The sequence below is a fragment of the Dapis hubbardiae BLCC-M172 genome (genome assembly GCF_050016015.1).
Classification (GTDB): Bacteria; Cyanobacteriota; Cyanobacteriia; order Cyanobacteriales; family Microcoleaceae; genus Trichodesmium.
Window position 1 is genome coordinate 2,988 of sequence record NZ_JBNHEQ010000176.1, and the last position, 21,170, is coordinate 24,157.

The 21,170-nt window shown below is 36.8% G+C and carries 16 protein-coding genes; 4 read left to right on the top strand and 12 right to left on the bottom strand.

Features of this window, described 5'->3' with window-relative positions; all coding sequences use genetic code 11:
- Window positions 1-377: 377 nt before the first annotated feature.
- A complete protein-coding gene (gene proS / locus ACP6PK_RS15835; RefSeq protein ID WP_426560691.1) occupies window positions 378-2,183 on the top strand; it encodes a proline--tRNA ligase in 1,806 nt (601 codons plus the stop codon).
- A 315-nt stretch (window positions 2,184-2,498) separates the two neighbouring features.
- Here the strand turns inward: proS and ACP6PK_RS15840 are convergent, their stop codons facing one another.
- From ACP6PK_RS15840 to ACP6PK_RS15860, 5 genes are all read right to left on the bottom strand, one after another.
- Window positions 2,499-3,080 (bottom strand): polysaccharide pyruvyl transferase family protein, encoded by a 582-nt coding sequence (locus ACP6PK_RS15840; RefSeq protein WP_426560693.1) that lies wholly within the window; start codon window positions 3,078-3,080, stop codon window positions 2,499-2,501.
- A gap of 19 nt (window positions 3,081-3,099) precedes the next feature.
- Complete coding sequence (locus ACP6PK_RS15845; RefSeq protein ID WP_426560695.1) at window positions 3,100-3,603, bottom strand: polysaccharide pyruvyl transferase family protein; 504 nt, start codon at window positions 3,601-3,603, stop codon at window positions 3,100-3,102.
- Window positions 3,604-3,952: 349 nt separating this feature from the next.
- Complete coding sequence (locus ACP6PK_RS15850) at window positions 3,953-4,207, bottom strand: hypothetical protein (protein ID WP_426560697.1); 255 nt, start codon at window positions 4,205-4,207, stop codon at window positions 3,953-3,955.
- Between the two features lie 40 nt (window positions 4,208-4,247).
- Window positions 4,248-5,120 carry a hypothetical protein gene (locus ACP6PK_RS15855; RefSeq protein ID WP_426560699.1) on the bottom strand — a complete coding sequence of 291 codons (873 nt, stop codon included), beginning with the start codon at window positions 5,118-5,120 and terminating at the stop codon, window positions 4,248-4,250.
- Window positions 5,121-5,301: 181 nt separating this feature from the next.
- The gene (locus tag ACP6PK_RS15860; RefSeq protein WP_426560701.1) at window positions 5,302-6,315 is read right to left on the bottom strand and encodes an Npun_R2821/Npun_R2822 family protein; all 1,014 of its coding nucleotides are present in this window, start codon (window positions 6,313-6,315) and stop codon (window positions 5,302-5,304) included.
- 359 nt (window positions 6,316-6,674) lie between these two features.
- On the opposite strand from ACP6PK_RS15860, the gene ACP6PK_RS15865 reads away from it, so the two are divergent.
- On the top strand, window positions 6,675-7,376 hold the full coding sequence (locus tag ACP6PK_RS15865; protein ID WP_426560703.1) for a GerMN domain-containing protein: 702 nt from the start codon (window positions 6,675-6,677) through the stop codon (window positions 7,374-7,376).
- Between the two features lie 585 nt (window positions 7,377-7,961).
- Here the strand turns inward: ACP6PK_RS15865 and ACP6PK_RS15870 are convergent.
- From ACP6PK_RS15870 to efp, 3 genes are all read right to left on the bottom strand, one after another.
- Window positions 7,962-8,327: a cupin domain-containing protein gene (locus tag ACP6PK_RS15870; RefSeq protein WP_426560705.1), complete on the bottom strand. Its 366-nt coding sequence runs from the start codon at window positions 8,325-8,327 to the stop codon at window positions 7,962-7,964.
- Between the two features lie 227 nt (window positions 8,328-8,554).
- Window positions 8,555-9,058, bottom strand: coding sequence for an acetyl-CoA carboxylase biotin carboxyl carrier protein (gene accB / locus ACP6PK_RS15875; RefSeq protein WP_094672941.1), 504 nt, complete (start codon window positions 9,056-9,058; stop codon window positions 8,555-8,557).
- A gap of 775 nt (window positions 9,059-9,833) precedes the next feature.
- Window positions 9,834-10,391 carry an elongation factor P gene (efp, locus tag ACP6PK_RS15880; RefSeq protein WP_094672943.1) on the bottom strand — a complete coding sequence of 186 codons (558 nt, stop codon included), beginning with the start codon at window positions 10,389-10,391 and terminating at the stop codon, window positions 9,834-9,836.
- Window positions 10,392-10,924: 533 nt separating this feature from the next.
- Here efp and ACP6PK_RS15885 point away from each other — a divergent pair.
- Window positions 10,925-12,061, top strand: a complete 1,137-nt coding sequence (locus ACP6PK_RS15885) for a peptidylprolyl isomerase (RefSeq protein ID WP_426560708.1) — start codon at window positions 10,925-10,927, stop codon at window positions 12,059-12,061.
- A 473-nt stretch (window positions 12,062-12,534) separates the two neighbouring features.
- Window positions 12,535-12,852 (top strand): hypothetical protein, encoded by a 318-nt coding sequence (locus ACP6PK_RS15890; protein ID WP_094672298.1) that lies wholly within the window; start codon window positions 12,535-12,537, stop codon window positions 12,850-12,852.
- A gap of 473 nt (window positions 12,853-13,325) precedes the next feature.
- On the opposite strand, the gene lepB is transcribed toward ACP6PK_RS15890, so the two are convergent.
- The 4 genes from lepB to ACP6PK_RS15910 all read right to left on the bottom strand — a co-directional run bounded on the left by lepB (window position 13,326) and on the right by ACP6PK_RS15910 (window position 21,094).
- Window positions 13,326-13,925 carry a signal peptidase I gene (gene lepB / locus ACP6PK_RS15895; RefSeq protein WP_426560710.1) on the bottom strand — a complete coding sequence of 200 codons (600 nt, stop codon included), beginning with the start codon at window positions 13,923-13,925 and terminating at the stop codon, window positions 13,326-13,328.
- A 1,252-nt stretch (window positions 13,926-15,177) separates the two neighbouring features.
- The gene (locus ACP6PK_RS15900; RefSeq protein ID WP_426560712.1) at window positions 15,178-16,392 is read right to left on the bottom strand and encodes an FAD-dependent oxidoreductase; all 1,215 of its coding nucleotides are present in this window, start codon (window positions 16,390-16,392) and stop codon (window positions 15,178-15,180) included.
- A 648-nt stretch (window positions 16,393-17,040) separates the two neighbouring features.
- Entirely contained in the window at window positions 17,041-18,573 is a 1,533-nt protein-coding gene (locus ACP6PK_RS15905; RefSeq protein ID WP_426560714.1) for a phytoene desaturase family protein, read from the bottom strand.
- A 577-nt stretch (window positions 18,574-19,150) separates the two neighbouring features.
- Entirely contained in the window at window positions 19,151-21,094 is a 1,944-nt protein-coding gene (locus ACP6PK_RS15910) for a PQQ-dependent sugar dehydrogenase (protein WP_426560716.1), read from the bottom strand.
- Between the last annotated feature and the right edge of the window lie 76 nt (window positions 21,095-21,170).

Genomic DNA, 21,170 nt, shown 5'->3' on the forward strand with positions numbered 1-21,170 from the left:
CAAAAAACTATAACGTTTGAGTTTTAAACCCTATATACATCGTCTTTCCATAAGTTCTACAAATAATTCTGAATTCTAATCGATTGAGAATTGGTTAATCAAATCAGGACTTACGCAGAGATACTATATATAGAGTCAAAAAACTATAACGTTTGAGTTTTAAACCCTATATACATCGTCTTTCCATAAGTCCGACAAATAATTATAAATTCTGATGAGAATTGATTAATCAAATCAGAACTTACGCAGATGTACTATATATAGAGTCAAAAAACTATAATGTTTGAGTTTTAAACGCTATATAGATAGGATTTCCATAAGTCCGACAAATAATTATAAATTATAAATTATAAATTCTGAATTCTAAAGGAGCAACAATGCGACTATCTCAAATGTTATTAGTTACTCTACGAGATGACCCTGCTGAAGCAGAAATTCCTAGCCACAAACTCCTTATCCGTGCTGGATATATTCGTCGTATTGGTAGTGGTATCTACGCATATCTCCCTTTAATGTTACGGGTCCTCAATAAAGTCTCCACAATAGTCCGGGAAGAAATGAATGCTACTGGTGCCCAAGAATGTCTGCTTCCTCAACTTCAACCAGCCGACCTCTGGCGAGAGTCTGGACGTTGGGATACTTATACCCAAGCTGAGGGTATCATGTTTTCTTTGGTTGACCGTCAAAATCGGGAATTAGGATTAGGTCCAACTCACGAAGAGGTAATAACTACTGTTGCTAAAGATATGATTCGTTCCTATCGGCAACTACCTATACATCTCTATCAACTTCAAACTAAATTCCGAGACGAAATTCGGCCTCGCTTTGGCTTAATGCGGGGTCGGGAATTTATTATGAAGGATGGTTATTCGTTTCATGCTGATGAGGAATGTCTGAAAAAGACTTATCAGGATATGGACAAAGCTTACCGAAATATGTTACGTCGCAGTGGGTTACAATTTCGGGCTGTTGATGCTGATTCTGGGGCAATTGGTGGTTCTGGTTCCCAAGAATTTATGGTTTTGGCTGATGCTGGTGAGGATGAAATTCTCTATACGGAAGATGGTAAGTATGCTGCAAATGTGGAAAAGGCTATCTCTTTGCCTGTAAATGTGGAAGTTTCACCTTTTTATAGTTATCAGAAATTGGAAACTCCTGGTACGGCAACTATTGCCAAGATATGTGAGTTTCTCAAATGTTCTCCTACTAATGTAGTTAAAAATGTTTTGTATCAAGCAGTTTATGACAATGGGATGACTGTTTTGGTACTGGTGAATATTCGGGGAGACCAAGATGTTAATGATGTGAAGTTGGTGAATGAGTTGACTAAGTTGGCTGGAAGTTATGAGGCAAATACTGTTTTGGCTTTAACTGTTCCGGATGTGGAGGCTCAAGAGAAATGGGCGGCTAAGTCTTTGCCTTTGGGTTATATTGCTCCAGATTTATCTGATGATTATATCGCTTCTAATAAAGAGGTTAGTCCGAAGTTCCTCAGAATGGTCGATAAAACAGCAGTAGACTTGACAAATTTCGCAACTGGTGCTAATAAATCAGGTTTTCATGTTGTAGGAGCAAATTGGGGACAAGAATTTACTTTACCAGAGTTGGTGGTAGATGTACGGACAGCTCAAAAAGGCGATCGCGCTGTACATGACCCTAATCAAATTCTGGACACTGCTAGAGGAATTGAGGTGGGTCATATATTCCAGTTGGGGACAAAATATTCTAAGGCTATGGGGGCAACCTATACTAATGAACAGGGTGAGGAAGTGCCATTAGTCATGGGATGTTATGGTGTGGGGGTTTCTCGTTTAGCTCAAGCAGCGGTAGAACAATCTTATGATAAGGATGGGATAATTTGGCCTGTAGCGATCGCTCCCTATCATGTGGTTATTTGTATTCCTAATATTAAAGATGCTCAACAAATAGAAGTAGCAGAAAGTCTCTATAAAGAATTAAATGAAGCAGGGATAGAGACTATTTTAGATGACCGAGATGAGCGGGCGGGTGTTAAATTTAAAGATGCAGATTTAATTGGAATTCCCTATCGAATAGTTACGGGGCGATCACTCAAGTCAGGCAAAGTTGAACTGGTAGAAAGAGCGACTCATAAATCTCAGGAAATTCTAGTAGAAGAAGTATTATCTACTTTAAAAGAGTTAATTGAGAAAGCTTTAACATAATTTTTTTTGTCTGGAAAAATTCTACTTTGATTTTTATCTTGTTAAACATTGCTGTTTTTTTTTAAGTAATAAATTTCAGCAATGGTTTTCATCTTTACCGAAAAATTAGGGTGCATCTCAATTTTTAAGAAAGGGAAAAATTTATTGCTTTGAAGGAACACTTAACTGGGAAAAGAGAATAGGGAATAGGGAATAGGAAAAAAGTATTTTTGCAAATGTGAGATGCACCCAAAAATCAAGGTATAAAGCGTCTCAATTCATGGAGAAAAACCAGATTCAATCGACCAATAAAAGAAAAAAATTCCCTTGTTATACCTATTGGAAAGTTAACCTTTTTATAGCATCAGGTATCTCATTTACATTCTCAATAAGATGACAGAAAGGAATTTGTGATGTCCAAGTATCATAAAAAGCTGGTATTTTGTAATAAGAACCAGGTAACAATATATGAGGAATATTCAAAATCAAACATAAAATATGCACATGAAGACGGTTAGTCATAACCAAATTATAGTTTTGGAGTTGATAAATACCACTGTGCATATATCCCCAAGATTTGCGATGTAACTCAGGACGATGCACTTGATTAAACACAGATGAGTCAGGATGTAACCATTGCCATGCTTGACGAGAACCCCATTCTTGGGGAGTTTTCAACCCCCTTTGCCAACCTTCTCTAATCAGACGGACAAGACCTGGAATATAAATCCAACCCTTGGGAATTTTACCCATCCAATTAAAAGATATCCAATCATCTACATCTAAATTCTCAACGGGGATATTTTTTGGTTTAAACTTTTTGTTCATCTCTGCATCTTTTCTACACAAATAAAGTGTCTGATTTGAATGAGAAGAATTTATATTTGTCTTAGGTAAATCAACCATTTGAAAAGCCATGTCAGGAGCTTTATAAACTTTACATTTGAAAAAAAGCTTGCTGGGCAATAGCAAAACTCCTATCATCTCTGACAAAAATGGTTAAATCAGGATGTTTATTCAGCACTTGAGCTGATTTTTCTAAGGCTTCTTCACTAGAGTAGTAAATAGTTTGAGGCAGAATAACAATTGATCTATCTCTATACTGTTCGATAATTTTTTCCCGAAATATTTGAAAAGCTGGCCAGATATCACCAAAATTTCCACCACCATTTAAAAAAATCGGTCCTCCTTTAGAGCGATTTAAAAAATCACTTTCAGAGAAGCCATTGCCAATACTAGAAACATAATCAATCTTAGCCTTGCGATGTTGGAAAATATATAAAACACTACCTAACCAAATTAGATGATCTCCAATATTAGAATAAGAAGGATAGTCAAGTAATGCACAATTATTAAAGTCTGGAATATTATTAAGCGCTTCGTGTAGATAATTTTTGATATTTTGAGTAGTTTGCAGTTGTGGATTATTCAGATTACTCATTGTTTTAGATAAGAACTATAAATAAGGTTATTTTTTTCATGTCAGGAATTGTGGCCTTATATTACGCCAAGTAGTCACAAGCAGTAATATTTTGACCAATTGTTCAATAGAAACTCAGTAGTCATATAGAATCCAGTTGAACATTTGTCATTGCGACGATAGGAAGTAATCGATCTGCGCCCCTGAGATTGCTTCCTTCGACGAGTTCCAGTTGCAATTACTTGGATATATTAATTATCCGAATTTTATATCAGACACAATTAAAGCTAACTGTGAAGTGAGACAACAGGCAGAAAAAAGTTTTAGCCAGTTTATATGTATTAACATCGTGCCGTTTATTTCTGTCCGATTACTTACCTTTACGTAAAACAAGCTTCAAGAATCTTTTTATACTTTTAAAAGCTCTTTGATAATTTAAGGTTAGACTGAGTATCTTAACCCAATTATCTTGAACATTATTGCAAATAGCACTATCCAAAATTTCTCCCCATTCACTTAGCACAGCATCATTAGAAGCCCGAATTTGAAAAAGACTTTTATCACTAATTGAACTTTCCCGAAAACAAGCTGGAATGTTCAAATTATTTGCTTTGAAATTGAACATTGTTCGCAAGCATTTTTCACATTTACCACAGTTTCGATCTTTATAATGCTCCTTGCCAACATACTCGCAAGTTGTCGCAACCTTCTTTCCATTCATTTATTGTGGCTACTTTTTGTGTTCGACTATGTGTTGCACCATCGTGTAATACTCTAAATTCCTCTGACGACAAGAGATTATCTGTAATTGGGCTTGATCCCCAGGGAAAGACAAGAGATTTATAGGGCTCACTACTCCCAATAAGGCACGTCCCCACTATCTTTTTGAAATTTTGAAGTGCTGCAACGAGAGCTGCTGCAAAAACATGTTCCCAATTAGTCCATATTACTTTGCGAAAATTAGTACGGATAGGTAGAAGTGGGATATCTATAGATTTAAGTGTAGCAGATGCTTGATTAAATGCAGTTACAAATACTTCTTCGTCTTGTAAGGGAATATCAAAGCCGTGAACCATAGCACAGGTTTTGATTGCTTGTGAGCGATAACCGTTCTTATTTTTCCCATGACGCCAAACGCTAAATGTTGCATCAACACCACCAGAGAAGGCACATACAGCACTAGGTAGCCGTACAACATTATCTACAATTTCATCAACTTGAAAATCGACAGGATGATAAACTTGGGGCAACCAGCAGCACCAAGCATCGCGGTATTCCGTTAAATTGGCAAGTAATTCTCTCGAAACTGTACCATGTACAACAATTTTACGGTTTTCTAACATTGCTTCCATGATTACAGCTATTAAATAGCTTTCACTATCAGTATCTGTCGGCAAGTTTTCGATCTCAGGAAATTCATACCAGAGTATTCGAGAATTAATGATCTGATCATCATCTTGACGTTCAATCTTACAACTGCGGCGCACATATGTGCCTACTTGCTCCAAGGGTTGAGGGTATAAATTTAGAATTTTCATTTAGGAAGTCTCTGACAAAATTATCATAAGGGGTGACAATAATTTGATATTGCTTAAGTTTGGCAAATAAATTTTCAATTAAATGTCCAGTTATCTGTCAAACATAAAATTATGAGTTAATAAAAGCTCACAATTATACTGTGAGAGAATGCTTACTCACAAAATAAAAAATTAAAAACTACTAGAAAAACTTGCCAACTTTTTTGATTACACTATTGACCTTACGATTCATCTGAGTTAAAATGCTTGGCTCTTTTAATGTTTGAGGTTTTTGACTTGGATCTTTCAAAAAACGGTAGTCCAAAAAGGTATCTGCATATCGAATATTTACTGCTTCCCCTTTACATAAACGAGAGAAACCAATAGAGGGATAATTCATATAATGAATGCGATGAATAGGCTTCAAACCTTTTTCATTATACAGGACACCCCCTTTATAAATAAAGGGATCGGCATCAGCACAATTACCTGTGCGTTCTTGTCCATTCTCACTTTGGGTAAAATTAAAAAAACTGCAATTTTCTTTAATTGTCAAAATGCTAAAAAGTGCTGATGTAGACCACCAGCAACGGTCTCGGACACATTGAATACCCTGCTCATTAATGAGAAAATTTTTGAGTCTAGCTAAAACTTCTCCATTAAAAAGCCCATATTTAGAGCCAAAAAAACTGTCACAATGAAATTGAGGATAAATATCAGCCACCGGACAGTTTAACTTTTCCGCTAACTTTTCTGGTATTACCTCTGTTTTATCCCCCCGTTTGGAATGCTCCCAGTCATTAAATACGAGATTGGTCTTGTCCAAGCATTGAAATATATCATCAATAGGTTTCATTGCCAAGCTATCAGCATCAAAAAAAACAAAACGTTCAAATTCTCCTTCAAAGGCCGCAAACTTACGATGAACAAAGCCCTTGTACCAACCTGGCCTCAAATACTTAGGGTCTTTAGCCCTTGGATGTGCCTCCCAAACATCATTAATAAAATTATCCCACTGTTGAATTACTGATAAGTTACTGAATAAGGTAACGTTGGGACGGGACTGAATCTCCCATTTAACTTTTCTTAGGTGGTCATTATAGGGAATTATGCAAACAGGTATATGAGTTCCAATGTTTTTTTCTATACTGTTCAGCAGAGCGACCATTTGATCGTAAACAGTATCATTAGCAAGCGTATAAATACCAGAGAACATGATTGATAATTGTCCAGCTTTTGAGCATAAATTCTGATTTATGCTATAGATATTCGCTTGACCATGAGGTAAATCAGGAAACTATAGTCATTTTAGTTGAGATTGAGATGAGGGTTTCTTGCTCTAAAGGGGTTTCAGCTAAAAAAGTGTTTCATTCTTATTTGGAATGACTATATAAATAATTGCTTCACTATGACTAAACTATAATTAACAAGAACCCATAATTTTACTTGGACAAAACTTTCTTGAGATTCTATTTATAGATCAGTTCTAATAATAGAAGTAATATTGTTAACCTAATAGAAAGTTAAAATTCAGCTCCTCACTGCCATTGTGCCTAATTCTCAAGGAGGGTCAAAATGAAAGAACAAAATCAAACTCGTAATTTATCTGTTGGTCTTGTGGCCAGTGTCTGTGCATTGGCAGTGGCGGTAGGTGGTGGCATCGCCTTGTGGACAAATTTAAAATCAACCACCACAAAAACTTCTGATAATTCCCAGAATCTCACAAACCCCTCAACTCAAAACTCACCTAATCAAACTCTACCTGTTCCACCTCCTGCTACAATTGATTCTCCAGACTCCCAACTATCTCCTTTCTCTATCCAACCAGAACCTAAAGCAGTTACAGAAAAGACTGTGGAACTATACTGGGTTAAGGATAGTGCTGGAGAGATTGGTTTAGTTTCCTCTGGGGTAAAAATCAAAGCAGCAAACGAACCGGAAGCTATTTTGACCGCTGCTTTTGACCGTTTATTATCTGGACCAGAAAATACAGATGTGGTCAGCGCCATACCCGAAGGAACCAAAATTCAAGCCTTAACTGTGGAAAATAATGGAGTCTACATTGACTTATCTGAAGAGTTTACTTCTGGAGGTGGTAGTGCTTCAATGATGGGGCGTTTGGGACAAGTTATCTATACTGCCTCTAGTTTAGAACCAGATGTTAAAGTTTGGATTTTCGTGGGTGGTAAACCTTTAGAAATGCTGGGGGGAGAAGGATTAGAAGTATCTCAACCTATTACTCGGCAGAATTTCCAACAAGAGTTTCAATTAAATTAAGGGAGTAGGGGGTAGGGAGTAGGGATTCATTAATTGATAATTGATAATTGATAATTGATAATTGATAATTGATAATTGATAATTGATAATTACCTCTCCCTTTTAGGGAGAGGATTGACGAATAAGAAAAAGATTTATTTTTTTCCCCTTGAAAGGGGAGGCTTCAAGGCGTGAATAATCTAATTATTTAATTGTTTAATTATTAATTATTTCGCTAAGGAAGACATTGAAAAAGTCAGGGTAGTGGAGAGTAATCAGTTAACTATGGAGTACAAAAATTTGGATAATTTATTTTCTGCTATTACCTTAGATAAGGTTTGCTGATTAAATCTAAAAGCATTTACATATAAAGACTTTAACCTTTGTATGTACGAAAAAAGTGCAAGCTTTTTGTGAACCATAGCTCATAATATGAGGATTTTGAGCAGACAAGGACAGAAAAATTAAGGGTCAATTCTTCCAACTACATCCTCTATAAATTCCCTGTTCCTCCTGACTCCTGACTCCTGACTCCTGACTCCTGACTCCTGACTCCTGACTCCTGACTCCTACCCTAACCCATAAAACTTATTCAGCAAACCCTATTTAATCAGAATCTCGATTTACAGTATCGGGGGAAAAAGCAGGCAAACAAATAGCAATATATTCTGCTCCCTCTGCGCCAGGGGTACTATATCTTACCCATTCTCCTTTACGAGCTATGACTGCTTGGCCAGGATTAACTTCTAATTTTCCACCTTCATATTCAACACATAGAGTCCCCTTAAGCACCAGAGTAAATTCATCAAATTCTGGCCTTTGACCTGGTTCCATCCAACCACTGGGAGAGTGCATTTGGGCAATGCTAATAGCATCAGTTTGACTATTTACACGACCAATATACTCATCAATTTGCTTAGGTTTATTACCAGTAGATTCAATCCTAGTAGGTTTTTCAATTAATTCTGCCATGATATTAATATTGATAAACTTTAGCAAGTGCTTGCTAATTAAATCTCAAAATTGACATATAAACGCTTTAGCCTTTTTGGGGTCGAAAAAAGTCCCAGGTCTTCGGTGCTTAAAACTCATGTATGTTGATATGCATGAGCAGACAAGATTCGATCGCCTAAGCCGAACGGAGTTCTATCTCCCCACCCTCCCCACACTCCCCAACACTCTGCTTTTTTCAGCAAACCCTAATTAGGGTTAACTAACATTAGAGGTTGATTGTATTCAACAGGTTCTCCATTCTGAATTAAAATTTCCACAATTTGTCCAGATACCTCAGCTTCAATCTCATTCATTACCTTCATCGCTTCAATAATACAAACTGTTTGGCCAGAAGTAATCCGATCGCCCACTTCCACAAAAGGTGGTTCATCTGGAGCAGGAGCGCGGTAAAAAGTACCAACAACAGGAGACAAAATTTCTTCAAATTTGTTTGAAGCTGTAGGTGGCGCTGCTGAAGGTATTGCAGGGGGTTTTGACATGGCCGTTGTTTCCAACGGGGCTACAGTAGGAGAAACTAATTCGGAAACAGCATTACTCTGGTCAGGAGAAGGTAATAAGGGGCGATCGCTGAGTGAAGTTCCTTTGCGTACCGTCAGTTCTAAATCTCCACTTTTTAAAGTCAACTCGGAAATATTAGTTTGGTTTATTGCTGTTAGTAGTTCCCGAAGTTGATGTAAATCTAATTGCACAGTTCGTATATCCCCAGTTAATTGGCGTTAAACTAAATTAATTTTGAATCAAAATATAGATTTTATAGGACTTACGCGCCCGAAACCCGATTTCTATAAGAAATCCTCCTGAATGAAAAATAGACATCTAGGAAATAGGAAAAAACAGAAATAGGTTTTCTGGGTTCTCTTGCGTCAGTCCTGGTTGAGCAGAAAGTTGGCATTTATATCCCCAATATCCTTTCGAGGGAACGTCATCAGGGAATGCCAATCAATCTTGCGCTTCTACCAGAAATTTGCTATTATACATAAGGCTGCCCGGCTCGCTGTTTCTAAGGGAGCGGTCAGTAGGGAAACGTAGTATGGAGTAACCATCAGACCAGAAAAATTCTTGGTCTATAAAGGCCCTGCAATGTTTCACTGCGCCACATGAAAAGAGTAGCTCTTCTGCTTCGCTCCGCGACATGGAAAGCGGAGCATTCCCTATACGAAAAAGCAAAGCTCTAACCCAGGAGGCAAAAAGCAACATAAACTGCACGTCATAAGGTGAGCGAATCCCATTTAGTTACGCCATGCGCAACGTCAAGAGGATATCAATTATTGCTTAAGTATAGAGGTAGAAGTGTCAAATGCAAAGTTAGAAATTATAAAACTTAAGAGCAAAAAGCAGGGGATCATCCCCTGCCAGGAAGACTGAAGGACTTCTTGCCAAGCTAAAAGTCAAATAAATTACAATACAGAAATGATTTAATTCTGACTCTTGACTTACTTCTGTAAGAAGTCTAGCTTCCTGCGGTTATTCTCTGCCCTGGTAAGAGTCATTTCGGGTATCTATCTTAATACGTTCTCCTTTAGATATAAATAAGGGAACCATAATTTGAGCGCCTGTTTCCACAGTAGCAGGTTTACTACCACCAGTAGCAGTATCTCCCTTAACACCAGGGTCAGTTTCGATTACTTCTAATACTACCGAGTTTGGAAGTTCCACCTCTATTACTTGTTCTCCCCACATAATTACATTGACCTCCATACCCTCACTTAGATATTTAACACGCTCACCAATTTGCTCGGAACTTAGGCTGGCCTCTTCATAAGTTTCCATATCCATAAATACAAATTGGTCAGCATCTTTATAGGTATGCTGCATCTTCTTTTTGTCCAAAGTAGCTTGAGGGACTGTTTCTCCAGCTCTAAAAGTTCGCTCCACAACACTACCATTTTGTGCATTTTTGAGCTTTGTCCGAACAAAAGCAGAACCTTTACCTGGTTTAACGTGTAGAAATTCTACTACTCGCCAAACTGAACCATCTAACTCTATACTCACACCGGGGCGAAAATCATTACTAGAAATCATATAACACCGTGATTGCGGTTTTTAATTATTCAGATTAGAACTTAACATTAGACATCCTACAATACTCTCTATAAATATTTGAAGGGGTTTCCCAGTTACAAGGAAATATTCAGGAGTGGGGGAGTTGCAGGAGTCGGGGAGGAGTAGGAGTCGGGGAGTGGGGGAGTTGCAGGAGTCGGGGAGTGGGGGAGTTGCAGGAGTCGGGGAGTGGGGAAGAAATAAACATAAGAATAATTAAAACCCTACTGGCTAATAATTATTAAAAAGGTCATTCTGCCTATGTTAATTACTTAATAACTGAAGTTTCATCTAAGTATAGTATTCTTTCTTAAAATTGGTATAGCAGAGAACAGGGAAAAGGGAACAGTTGGAAAAACCTGTCCTAGTCTAAGATTCATCATTAGTCTATTTGCTAACTAATTCTTTATTAGCTATATCACAAAACAACTTCTGACTTCCGACTTCTGACTTCTGACTTAGTTAAGAATGTGGACAGCCATGTAATATTAGTAAGGGAATAAAAATTCACAAATATGCTAAATCTACGCAATTTCGTAATTAACACTTGTAAACGCCTGGTTAAAACTGGCATCCTAGCGCTGCTACTCTTTACTTTGTCTGTTGGTATTAGTGCTGCTTGGTGGGACGGTGGTAATACAACAACTCGTGAAAGTCGTTTGCCCCAGGGCGATCCTATTACTGATGGTAAAGCCTTGTTAAGGTATGCCCTACCAATAGAAAATGAACCTGTCCGTAAAATACAAAGTAGTCTAGAGGATATTTCTAACAGACTGCGGGGTAAACGTTGGACCTCTGTTGGTAGTGATATTGCCGCTGCATCAAGAGTTCTCAGTATTAGTAAGCCTAAATTACTAGCTAGTGTGCCTGAATCAAGACAATCTGAGGCAGAGGCCATAATTGCTAAACTCGACCAAGGCATTATTGATATTAAGGAAGTTGCTGAAGTTAAAGATGGGGAACAAGTATTGGAGCAACGGGCAGAACTACTGAAATTGGTGGGTCAGCTTGAACAGTTTATGGTAGAGGGGTTTCCGTTTGAAGTACCTTTAGAGTTCTCTAATTTACCGCAACTGAAAGGTCAGGCTACTATTGAGATGGAAACTAATCAAGGTTCTTTGACTTTGGTTGTTGATGGTTATAGCGCCCCTGTTACAGCAGGTAATTTTGTAGATTTGGTTCAGAGGGGTTTTTATGATGGCCTAGATTTTATTCGCTCAGAAGAATCTTATGTCTTGCAAGCTGGAGACCCTCCTGGCCCAGAAGTGGGTTTTATTGACCCCGATAGTGGTGAGTACCGTAATATCCCATTAGAAATTTTGGTCAAGGGAGATAAGGAACCAATATATAGTTTTACTTTGGAAGAAATTGGTCGTTTTAGAGAACAACCTGTTCTGCCTTTTTCTGCTTATGGTACAGTGGCTATGGCTCGACCTGAAGCTGAAAATGATGGTGCTTCTTCTCAATTTTTCTTTTTCTTATTCCAACCAGAATTAACACCTGCAGGAGCAAATTTATTGGATGGTCGTTATACGGTTTTTGGTTATGTGGTGGAAGGGAAAAAGGTTTTGGAAGAGTTAGGAAAAGGAGACAAGATTATTTCTGCTAAGGTAGTAGCTGGATTGGAAAATCTTGTGGAACCTGAAGCCTAAATTGATTAGGCAAAATTTGATCTAAAATTAGGGTAATTGGATAATTTAGCCTCGAAAATTATAGATAATTACAAGACTAAATCACCAATTACTCTAGTTAAATTAACTCGGATAAGTTTAAGTTTTACAAAATAGGGAAAAAAGTTGATAATAATTAGGGGATTTTATTTCGTTATACTCTAAGTAGATTGATAATTTTTCCTGGTTTTTATTCCTGATTCCTGTTTAGATAAAAAGTAGATTTTCTGGTTAATTTTTGCTTCTTATTACTGACCAACTAATTAACTAATCCTCTTATGTTTAAGAAGAGGTAATTATAATAATCCTAAATGATTTGTGAAAAAAATTGTAGGGGTTTGGTCTCCTTTCCCCAAGCTAAGATGGGATTTGGAAACCAAACCCCTAGGATAAAATCGGACAACCTATTTAGGATTGCTATATTAATTGTGAATTATTAATTATTAATTAATTAAATGGCTATTATAGAATTTGTAATATTTACTGGATTAGGAATTATATTAGGTGCATTTATAATTAATATGTCAAATGATAGACAGCAGCAGCGTGTTTTAGATGATGCTTTCTATAGATTGTTACAGTTTCAAAATGGTAAAATTTCTCTAATTCAATTAGCTGCTGCTGCTAAAGTTGATGCTCAAATTGCTCAAAAATATCTAGAAAGTCAAGTACAAATATTTTCTGCAATTCTAGAAATAGATGAACAAGGAGATACATTCTACAAATTTCCTAAGTTAAGTTTACCTCCTCTTTTAGATCGACAACAATGGTGATTTCAGTTATCAGTTAGCCTCCTATGGTCGTAACTGCGCAATTCAGTTATCAGTTATCAATAGACATCTCCAGAAAAGAGGGAACAGGGAACAGGGAACAGGGAACAGGAAGAAAGAATAGATAATTTATGGATTATAATTGATTTTATTTTGAATTTTTGGAGATGTCTAGTTATCAGTTATCAGTTATCAGTATTTTTTGATTAGGAATTAGTTAGAAACCTAGGTTTCCTAATCGGAATATTTAAGGGTAAGGTTTTTTTGATAACTATATAAATAGATTTATAGCACTTTTCATAATTAGTAGACCACAAAGTAGGGACGTTGTTGGATGCAACGTCCTTACCAATAGATAATTGATAATTAATCAATCTGGTTTAAAGCAACTCCAGTCAAGGAGAAAAAAAGTGCTAGGAGATTTTCTTATATTCAATTCCATTGCGGTTTTCCTTGAGGTAATTATCCATTATAAATTAATTAACTGATCCTAATCTTTGATAAGGCCAAAAGCGAAATATTGCCCTACCTATAATATTTTTTCTAGGCAAAAAACCCCAAACGTGAGAGTCATTACTATTGTTACGATTATCTCCCATCACAAAATATTTATCTTCAGGAACTTGGAATGAATTTTGCAAAGAATATTCAGGAGGTTCGGCAATATAATTTTCAGCAAGGGGTTGGTCGTTAATATATACTATACCGTCCTCAATTCTAATGGTATCTCCTGGCAGACCTATAATTCTTTTAATAAAAGCTTGATTTTTGGCATAACCGTAACGTTGTAATTGTTGGGGTGGTTCAAAGACGATTATATCACCTGTTCCGGGTGGATGAAAATTGTAAGATACTTTTTCTATGACTAGACGATCGCCCACTTCTAAGGTTGGGAGCATTGAATCTGATGGTATATATCTCGGTTCTGCAATTAATATTCTGACGAATAAAGATAAGGATAGAGCGATCGCCAAAACTTTAATATTTTCTTTTTGTTCCTGCCATATTTTTAACCACCAGGGAGTTGTCGAGTTAGTTGCGATCGGTTGATTTAGGGATTCTTTTTCTGATGTCATTTCTATGGTTTCAAATTTTGATTATTTCTATTTTACAGGAAAACTCCAGGGAATTAGCATTTATCTATTCAATACTTTAAAATATATTGCACTAGGGAAAAAAATAGAAGCAAATTATTTTCGTATTTTTCGCTATAATAAAATAATTATTGACATCTTAACCAAAATTCAATAAAAAATAAGAGAGGCAACTTTCATGCAAGTTCAAACTGAAAAACGCTATTATACTACTGAAGAATATCTGGCTTGAGAAGAAACTTCAGAGTACAAAAGTGAATATCATAATGGAGAAATAATACGAATGACTGGTGGCACAACTAACCATAATATTATTGCTGGAAATTTTATAAAAGATTTCCTTTGAGAATTAAAGAAGAATCCTATCAAGTATTTTTTGCTGATGTGCGTCTCTGGATACCCTGAAAAAAATCGGTATGTCTATCCAGACTTGATGGTAATTCAAGGAAAACCAATATATGCTGGCTCGGGAAAACTGCTGTTACTAATCCATCAATAATTGTTGAATTTTTGTCTAAGTATACTAACAATTATGATCGAGGATAAAAGTTTGATTTTTATCGCTCAATTCCTGAATTTTGAGAATATATTTTAATTGAAAAATCAGGATATTATATAGCACAATATACTAAAATCGCTGAAAATAAATGGTTGTTTACCGATTATCATGGAGAAAATAATATCATGTCCGGTAGCATAGGTATTGCAAGTGAGAAGGTAAGGAAGAAGAAAGAAGAAAGAAGAAAAGGAAAAACCTTAAATTAGGTAAATATTTCCCCAACTTTTACACAAACGATACCAGCGGACATGATATAATATCTTAAAATTAGCGACTGTGGAAATAGAAATTCCTTTCAACGAAATTTATCAAGAAGTAGATTTTTCAGAAAGTGAATAGTAGCGATATCTCTAATATTAAAAGCTATCTTTTTGTTTATATTTAATTAGAAATTATAGCAGTTTTAATTAATATAGAGTACAGAGATTTGAGTTTAAAGAAAGAAGGAAGAAGGAAGAAGGAAGAAGTCTTGTAGTCTACCTTTGTGAAAACCGCTATAATTAGCGATCAAACTATATGAAACTATCCATATCGTTCTTTTTCAACCTATTAATTATGACGATACAGACTATTATTTGTGGCTGGGAGAAGTACAACTTCAACAGTTATCTGAAACAGTTCGCCAAGTCCGATTAAATCAGATATAAAGTTAATTAGAGTCGCCGTCTATAATTACTATGACAATAACTGGGCAACCCGGATAGCAGAAGTAATCGCCCCTTCATGCAACCCATCTCCTAGATAAGCTCCTGCATGATAAGTATTATTCTCTCCATTAGTAATAACAACTTCGTCTCTATATTCAAAAGCAGCAACGTTGTATAAAGGCGTTTCATGTTCCTGAATATGAACAATTTTCTCTGGAGCAAGCAAACGATCTATGTTAAATGCAAGACTGTATTGCTCAGAGGATGAAATTCCGCAAAGTTGGTTGAGATAAGCATTGTATCCCCAGCCGTTTTCCGTTTGAAAAAAGTCAAATTCAGAAGATTTCTGAATACCATAACGCTCATACATCGACGTATCAAAATGGATAGTTGTTTTAGCGTGGTTTGCCTTCCAGAGGGAAAAGCGTTTGATTTCTGCCTCAGTCGGATCGGATAATAACTGGCGTACCTGATCGGGTGGTGTCGCAAAAACTACCTTGTCAAATCTTTGCGTCACTCCGTCCGACATCCGAATGTTTGCCGAATCAGCGGTTCGAGAAATTTCTTTAATTTCTGCATTGAGCCAAATCTTACCCCGAAAGCGATCGAGAATTTTTTCGATGTATGAATACACTCCGCCTTTAATTCGCACCCAACCCACAAAAATATAATCTCGGAGGGCAGGAATGGCTAATTCCGCAGGAAAATCGTCGATGGTCTCAAATGGTATTGAATAGCTATACATAGTCAGCAATTTCAGCCAACAATTACGAATACACTGGCGCTTTAAGTGTTGAGACATCGGATGATTATAAAAATCCTGCATTTTGGCAAAACGAGTTGTCACCCAAAATCCTGCCGAACGAGCATAAAGTGTATCAAGGCGCAGATACTCAAGCAGACGCTGAATACCTGTAAAATTTTTTTTGATCGTTTCTCCCGAAAGAAAATGACGACCATCTTGAAGAAATAAAGCGGAACCAATCTTGACGGGTTCCAATTCCACTTCCAACTCTTTCATTAAGTTGAGAAAGTTATGAAACTTAAGGGGAAATTCCAGGACACCCGATTCTAAAATTTGGTCACAGTTAGATTGATTGGGTTGAATATTTTTATTCAGGGTGCGAATATGTCCCCCCAAAATATTTTCTTTTTCTAAAAGTGTAACCTGATGACCTTGTTTATCAAGTAAGTATGCTGTGACTAAACCACTTGCTCCGCCACCAATAATTGCTATTTTCATTGTTTTATACCAAACTCAAAAAAGGTAGTTATATAAAATCCTGTTAAACAGTTATAGATTGGTTAAGTCGTAATTGAGTCAGGAGTCGTAGGGGCTTGCTGGCCATTCGCCCGTACAGGAGTCAGGAGGAGAGAGAATTACAAAGATGAGCGTAGTTATGACGATTGGGGAATTTTTTGATGTCCATAAGAGCGGATTTAATATTACATTCAAATCACCTAAAAAACTATACTATTAAAAGATTTGCATTCCTCCTCAAACCTAATCGCCAATACCTATAAATATGCTGGCTTTGGGGTGATATAATTCCTAGTCGCTGCTTTGTAGAAACCCGGTTTATGTAACACAACACCCAACACCTAATATCAAATTTGGATAAGCGTGTTATAATCCCCTAATGGACTGACACTTATGCAATGGTGCGTTACGACGGGTTGTTAAATACCGGATCGCAGCTTAGATTTTAGCCGTCTAACGCACCCTACTAGACCGACACAGCTAATGAGTGTGCATTAGATGATTGGGGTGGGGGCGGGTTTATCTGAATAATTGGTAACAATATTAACTTAACGCGGAACCCGCCCCTACTATTGCAACATTTTAGGTGTGTCATATCACTACAATAATGAAATTGGTATTATTTAATTGTTAATTCTTGGATAAAATTAAATCTCCCGATAATCTTTGATATAAAATTGCTCCCGTCCAAAATGTAGGAGCAAATCCAGGATACCCAGAAGACGCATTACAAAAATAGAAGTTTTTTAAAGAAGTGTGATGATTGAGCCTACCTATTCCCATGTTATTAGGGGTTAAGCTAGAACCGTAAGAATTTCCTTGGGGACAACCACAAAAATACTCGTTTGTTGTGGGAGTGCCAGTAATTTTAAAGACCAGATGCTTTCTTAAGTTGGGAACATAATCTCGTTCCATTACGTTCAGCATGGCATCTAAAATTTCTGTCTTTTTCTCTTGATAGGCTTTTTTATCTTGTTCTTTCAGTTGCTTAAAGTAAACATAATTAGCAACCGTCAAAAACTCAATAATCTGATATCCTTCCGGACAGTCTCGTTCCTCTTGGGTTAATAAACTCGGAGTTGTAATTGCAAAAGAAGGGTTAGAAAAGTCGTGCTTTTCATACATTTGAGTAAAGGCTTCATTCAAATTACGATGCTCGCTATGAAAGGTATTCCATTCTCCAAATCCATAATCTCGCAGATCGATATCTTTGAGTGCACAGTATGCCACAAAGTTTGAGGGCGAATAATCATAATTGAGCTTTTTCTGTAATGTTTTGGAGAATTTTTCCCACCCGATCGCCTGAGCAGCTTTTTTCGGGTCCATATTACAGATAATCGTTTCGGCGGTAAATTCCTCAGTTTGATTTTTGAGACGATTAATAGCTCGAACACCAGTCACTGTTTTATCTTTAAGGATAAAGTCAGTTACTTCATGATTATATAAAATCTCACCACCATTTTCTTTAATAACCTTGACCAAAGAATCGATGGCAAATTCAAAATGTTTAGTTGGGTAAAAAGCACCTTTTTGATATCCCGTAAATAAAATTACCCAGGCATAAAAAGATAGTTGTTCTGGGGGCAATAAAAAATCCGGCCATTGTAAGGCTAAAAGAGTTTGCGCTGCTTGGGGAAGATTAAAGCGATCAAACACATCTTGAAGGGTACTATGCAAATATTTTAAAGCACAGAAAACTTCTCCAATATTTTGCAATAATTCAACAGCTTTGAGAGGTGGTGATAATATTTTTAACCCTTCACTGGTTTTTTCTACCTCTTCAATAAATTGACGCAAGCGAGGAGCATCAGCAGGAAATAAAGCTGCAAGACGCTGAATTAATTCATCAGATTTTGAAGGAATATCTAGTGAATAACCAGGCATTCTCATGTGGTCGAATCCATTACGATCGTAATTATTGAAAGTAACAACTCGATCTAAATTTAGCTTTTTGAGAACTCGATTAACACTACCTCCTTCTCCACAGTCCCAAACGTAATGAAGTTGTGCATTAAATTTATATTTTTTTGCCATCGTAAAGGTATGACCAAAACCTCCCGGATGTTCATGGGCCTCTAATATTCGGACTTGCTTACCGGATTTTGCCATTAGCGCTCCAAATACTAAGGCGGATAAACCACTGCCTACGATTAGATAATCCATTTTCATTTTAAAAATTTATCAAAATAGAGCTGTACATCTAACTATATAGTTAGGTTGCAACTTCTTCTATTCTAACTCTATGATTATGAAAATAGTGTTGAAAAATGTTAATTTTATCGGATTAAAAGGAGTAGTTTTATAGCATTTTCAGCAACACATCTTAATACTAAATTGTATTATTTGAAAGTCAGCAGATTGTATATTAGTGCTGTTTTTCTCAGTAGATCATTTCTTTATGAAACTTCACTTAATATAGCGCTACACATTAAGGCTCTTGACATTTTAAATCCTGTTTGCGCAGCATGACCTAGGAAAAGCCTTTGACCATCTGCTGTTCCCTGTTCCCTCTCTTGGTGCGCGTTCCCTTGCGTCTTACGCCGACGCGGGGTCGCACCGCTGTTCCCTATTCCCTAGCGCGTAGCGCTATCAAATATAACTGAGTTGAGAAGTCTGGTTTATTTGTTTCCATCAAATATTCCTCGTATGTTCCTCTTGTTTGTAGTTGCGCTTTAGCGCCAAACATTTATCAACCACTACACGGGAGCAAGATGCTCCCACTGCTGGCAAATAGCGATCGCTAACCTCTAAGAAAGAAATCTTCTCCTTCTAACTCTGGAATATTTGTCAAAGTGGCAAATTGACCTCCATTACCGAAACCTGCTTGACTACCGTTAGGATTATAGAACAAATTACCATTTTCACTGTTATAAACAATTACTGCATCAGAAGTTTCTGCTTCTTGGTCATTAGTCACAGTAGCAAATTCACTGTTGATGCTGAAACCTGTTCCTGACTGACTGTTGATAGCAGTGAAAGTTCTCAGGTCTAGGAGAATAATATCTCCCTGTGTTTGAGAAAAATCAGTAATTGTGTCTATACCTACATCCTCTGTCTGAAATTCCTGATTAGTATTAAAGATAAAGCGGTCAATACTACCACCTCCTGTGAGTAGGTCGTTTGCTGCTCCACCGTTGAGTCTGTCGCGACCGATACCTCCTTCTAGAGTATCGTTACCTTCACCTCCTAACAAGATATCGTTACCGGGGCGACCTATTAATAAGTCGTTCCCAGATTTGCCAAATAGGCGATCGCTTCCACGACCACCATTAAGAGTATCATCACCCCTACCACCATTCAGAGTGTCTCGACCAACACCACCAATTAAGGTATCGTCCCCACCGTTACCAGTAAGGCGATCGCGACCTCTTCTACCAAAAAGTTGATCGTCACCTTCTCCACTCTGGAGATTATCATTGTCATTAGTACCTTCTCTAGTTTCATTTTCGGGAAATTGTATCCGATAAATTCGATTGTTTCCTTGGTCGGTAAACAACAAACTACCATCCGGTAATACTTGTAAACCAACGGGATTAGCCCAAGTAGTTTCAGGTTCTGCGGAAACATCTAAGAAACCTGTTAAAAAATCTTGATATACTCCTGTGGCATTTCCATTGTCATCAAAGGGTACAAATACTATTTTAGAACCTGTGGGTTCTTGACGATTGAAACCGCCTCTAAATGCGACAAATGCTCCATTTTGATATTCTTCTGGAAAAGTATCACCATCATAAAATTGGAGTCCTAGAGGTACTGAATGTGCTTGAAATAATACGTCAGGAGTTTGAGTTTCTGCGACGAAATCTGGAGTTTGAGTTTCCGGTACGAAATTCGGATTTTCTATTGTTATAAGTGGGTCGGGAAAATCTGGTGATAAATAAACATAAGGCCAACCATAAAATTCATCTTGTTCTAATCCTGTGAAATAATCAGGAACTAAGTCATCTCCTAATCCATCTCGTTCATTTACAGTGGTAAAAAGTTGACCTGTTATTGGATGAAAATCTAAACCTACAGGGTTTCTTAAACCAAAAGCAAAAGTTTGTTGATTAGAACCATCTAGATTCATTACTTGTACAGATGCTCTGGGTAATTCTTCTATTGTTACATTGCCACCGGAACCAATAGAAACAAAAAGTTGATCGTCTGGAGAAATTGCTAAGTTTCTAGTGAAATGATTGCCACCTCCTGGTAAATCGGCAATTTTTTCACCAGTGCCATTAATTTCTGTGTCGCCAATATTATAAGAATATCTTACTATTGAATCTGTATTTCCCACATAGAAAAAATCTTCAGTAAAAACCATGCCGAAAGGTTTATTTAATCCATTTTCTGCATCAGCAAAAACTTGAGAAAAATCCGCTGTACCATCTCCATCTGTATCCCGTAATAAAAGTATTTTAGTATTTGGATCGTTAAATGAATTTAGTGATGTTACTAATACATCTCCAGTAGGAGTTAATCCTAACCAACGAGGATTTCCATTTTCAGGAAAAACATTATCAGCAAAAACATTAACAGTAAATCCATCTGGAACTTGCAATACTGGATTATCAGGAATTGAAATAGAATTGGCACCATTCTGATTAACACCGCCATCAAAAGGTTCTGGTAACGATTCTAGAGAAATAAAGATATCCTCTAATTCCAAGGGTTCGGTTTCTATAAGTCCGTTAGTTAGCATTATTTTTAGAGATGTTTTAGTTTCTGAATATTAGCAATAAATATACTATTCTAAATTTCCAAAGCTAATCAAATAT

Coding starts and splice junctions, on each gene's coding strand:
- proS (WP_426560691.1), top strand. CDS start 378: ATGCGACTATCTCAAATGTTATTAGTTACTCTACGAGATGACCCTGCT.
- ACP6PK_RS15840 (WP_426560693.1), bottom strand. CDS start 3,080: ATGGCTTTTCAAATGGTTGATTTACCTAAGACAAATATAAATTCTTCT.
- ACP6PK_RS15845 (WP_426560695.1), bottom strand. CDS start 3,603: ATGAGTAATCTGAATAATCCACAACTGCAAACTACTCAAAATATCAAA.
- ACP6PK_RS15850 (WP_426560697.1), bottom strand. CDS start 4,207: ATGTTCAATTTCAAAGCAAATAATTTGAACATTCCAGCTTGTTTTCGG.
- ACP6PK_RS15855 (WP_426560699.1), bottom strand. CDS start 5,120: ATGAAAATTCTAAATTTATACCCTCAACCCTTGGAGCAAGTAGGCACA.
- ACP6PK_RS15860 (WP_426560701.1), bottom strand. CDS start 6,315: ATGTTCTCTGGTATTTATACGCTTGCTAATGATACTGTTTACGATCAA.
- ACP6PK_RS15865 (WP_426560703.1), top strand. CDS start 6,675: ATGAAAGAACAAAATCAAACTCGTAATTTATCTGTTGGTCTTGTGGCC.
- ACP6PK_RS15870 (WP_426560705.1), bottom strand. CDS start 8,327: ATGGCAGAATTAATTGAAAAACCTACTAGGATTGAATCTACTGGTAAT.
- efp (WP_094672943.1), bottom strand. CDS start 10,391: ATGATTTCTAGTAATGATTTTCGCCCCGGTGTGAGTATAGAGTTAGAT.
- ACP6PK_RS15885 (WP_426560708.1), top strand. CDS start 10,925: ATGCTAAATCTACGCAATTTCGTAATTAACACTTGTAAACGCCTGGTT.
- ACP6PK_RS15890 (WP_094672298.1), top strand. CDS start 12,535: ATGGCTATTATAGAATTTGTAATATTTACTGGATTAGGAATTATATTA.
- lepB (WP_426560710.1), bottom strand. CDS start 13,925: ATGACATCAGAAAAAGAATCCCTAAATCAACCGATCGCAACTAACTCG.
- ACP6PK_RS15900 (WP_426560712.1), bottom strand. CDS start 16,392: ATGAAAATAGCAATTATTGGTGGCGGAGCAAGTGGTTTAGTCACAGCA.
- ACP6PK_RS15905 (WP_426560714.1), bottom strand. CDS start 18,573: ATGGATTATCTAATCGTAGGCAGTGGTTTATCCGCCTTAGTATTTGGA.
- ACP6PK_RS15910 (WP_426560716.1), bottom strand. CDS start 21,094: ATGCTAACTAACGGACTTATAGAAACCGAACCCTTGGAATTAGAGGAT.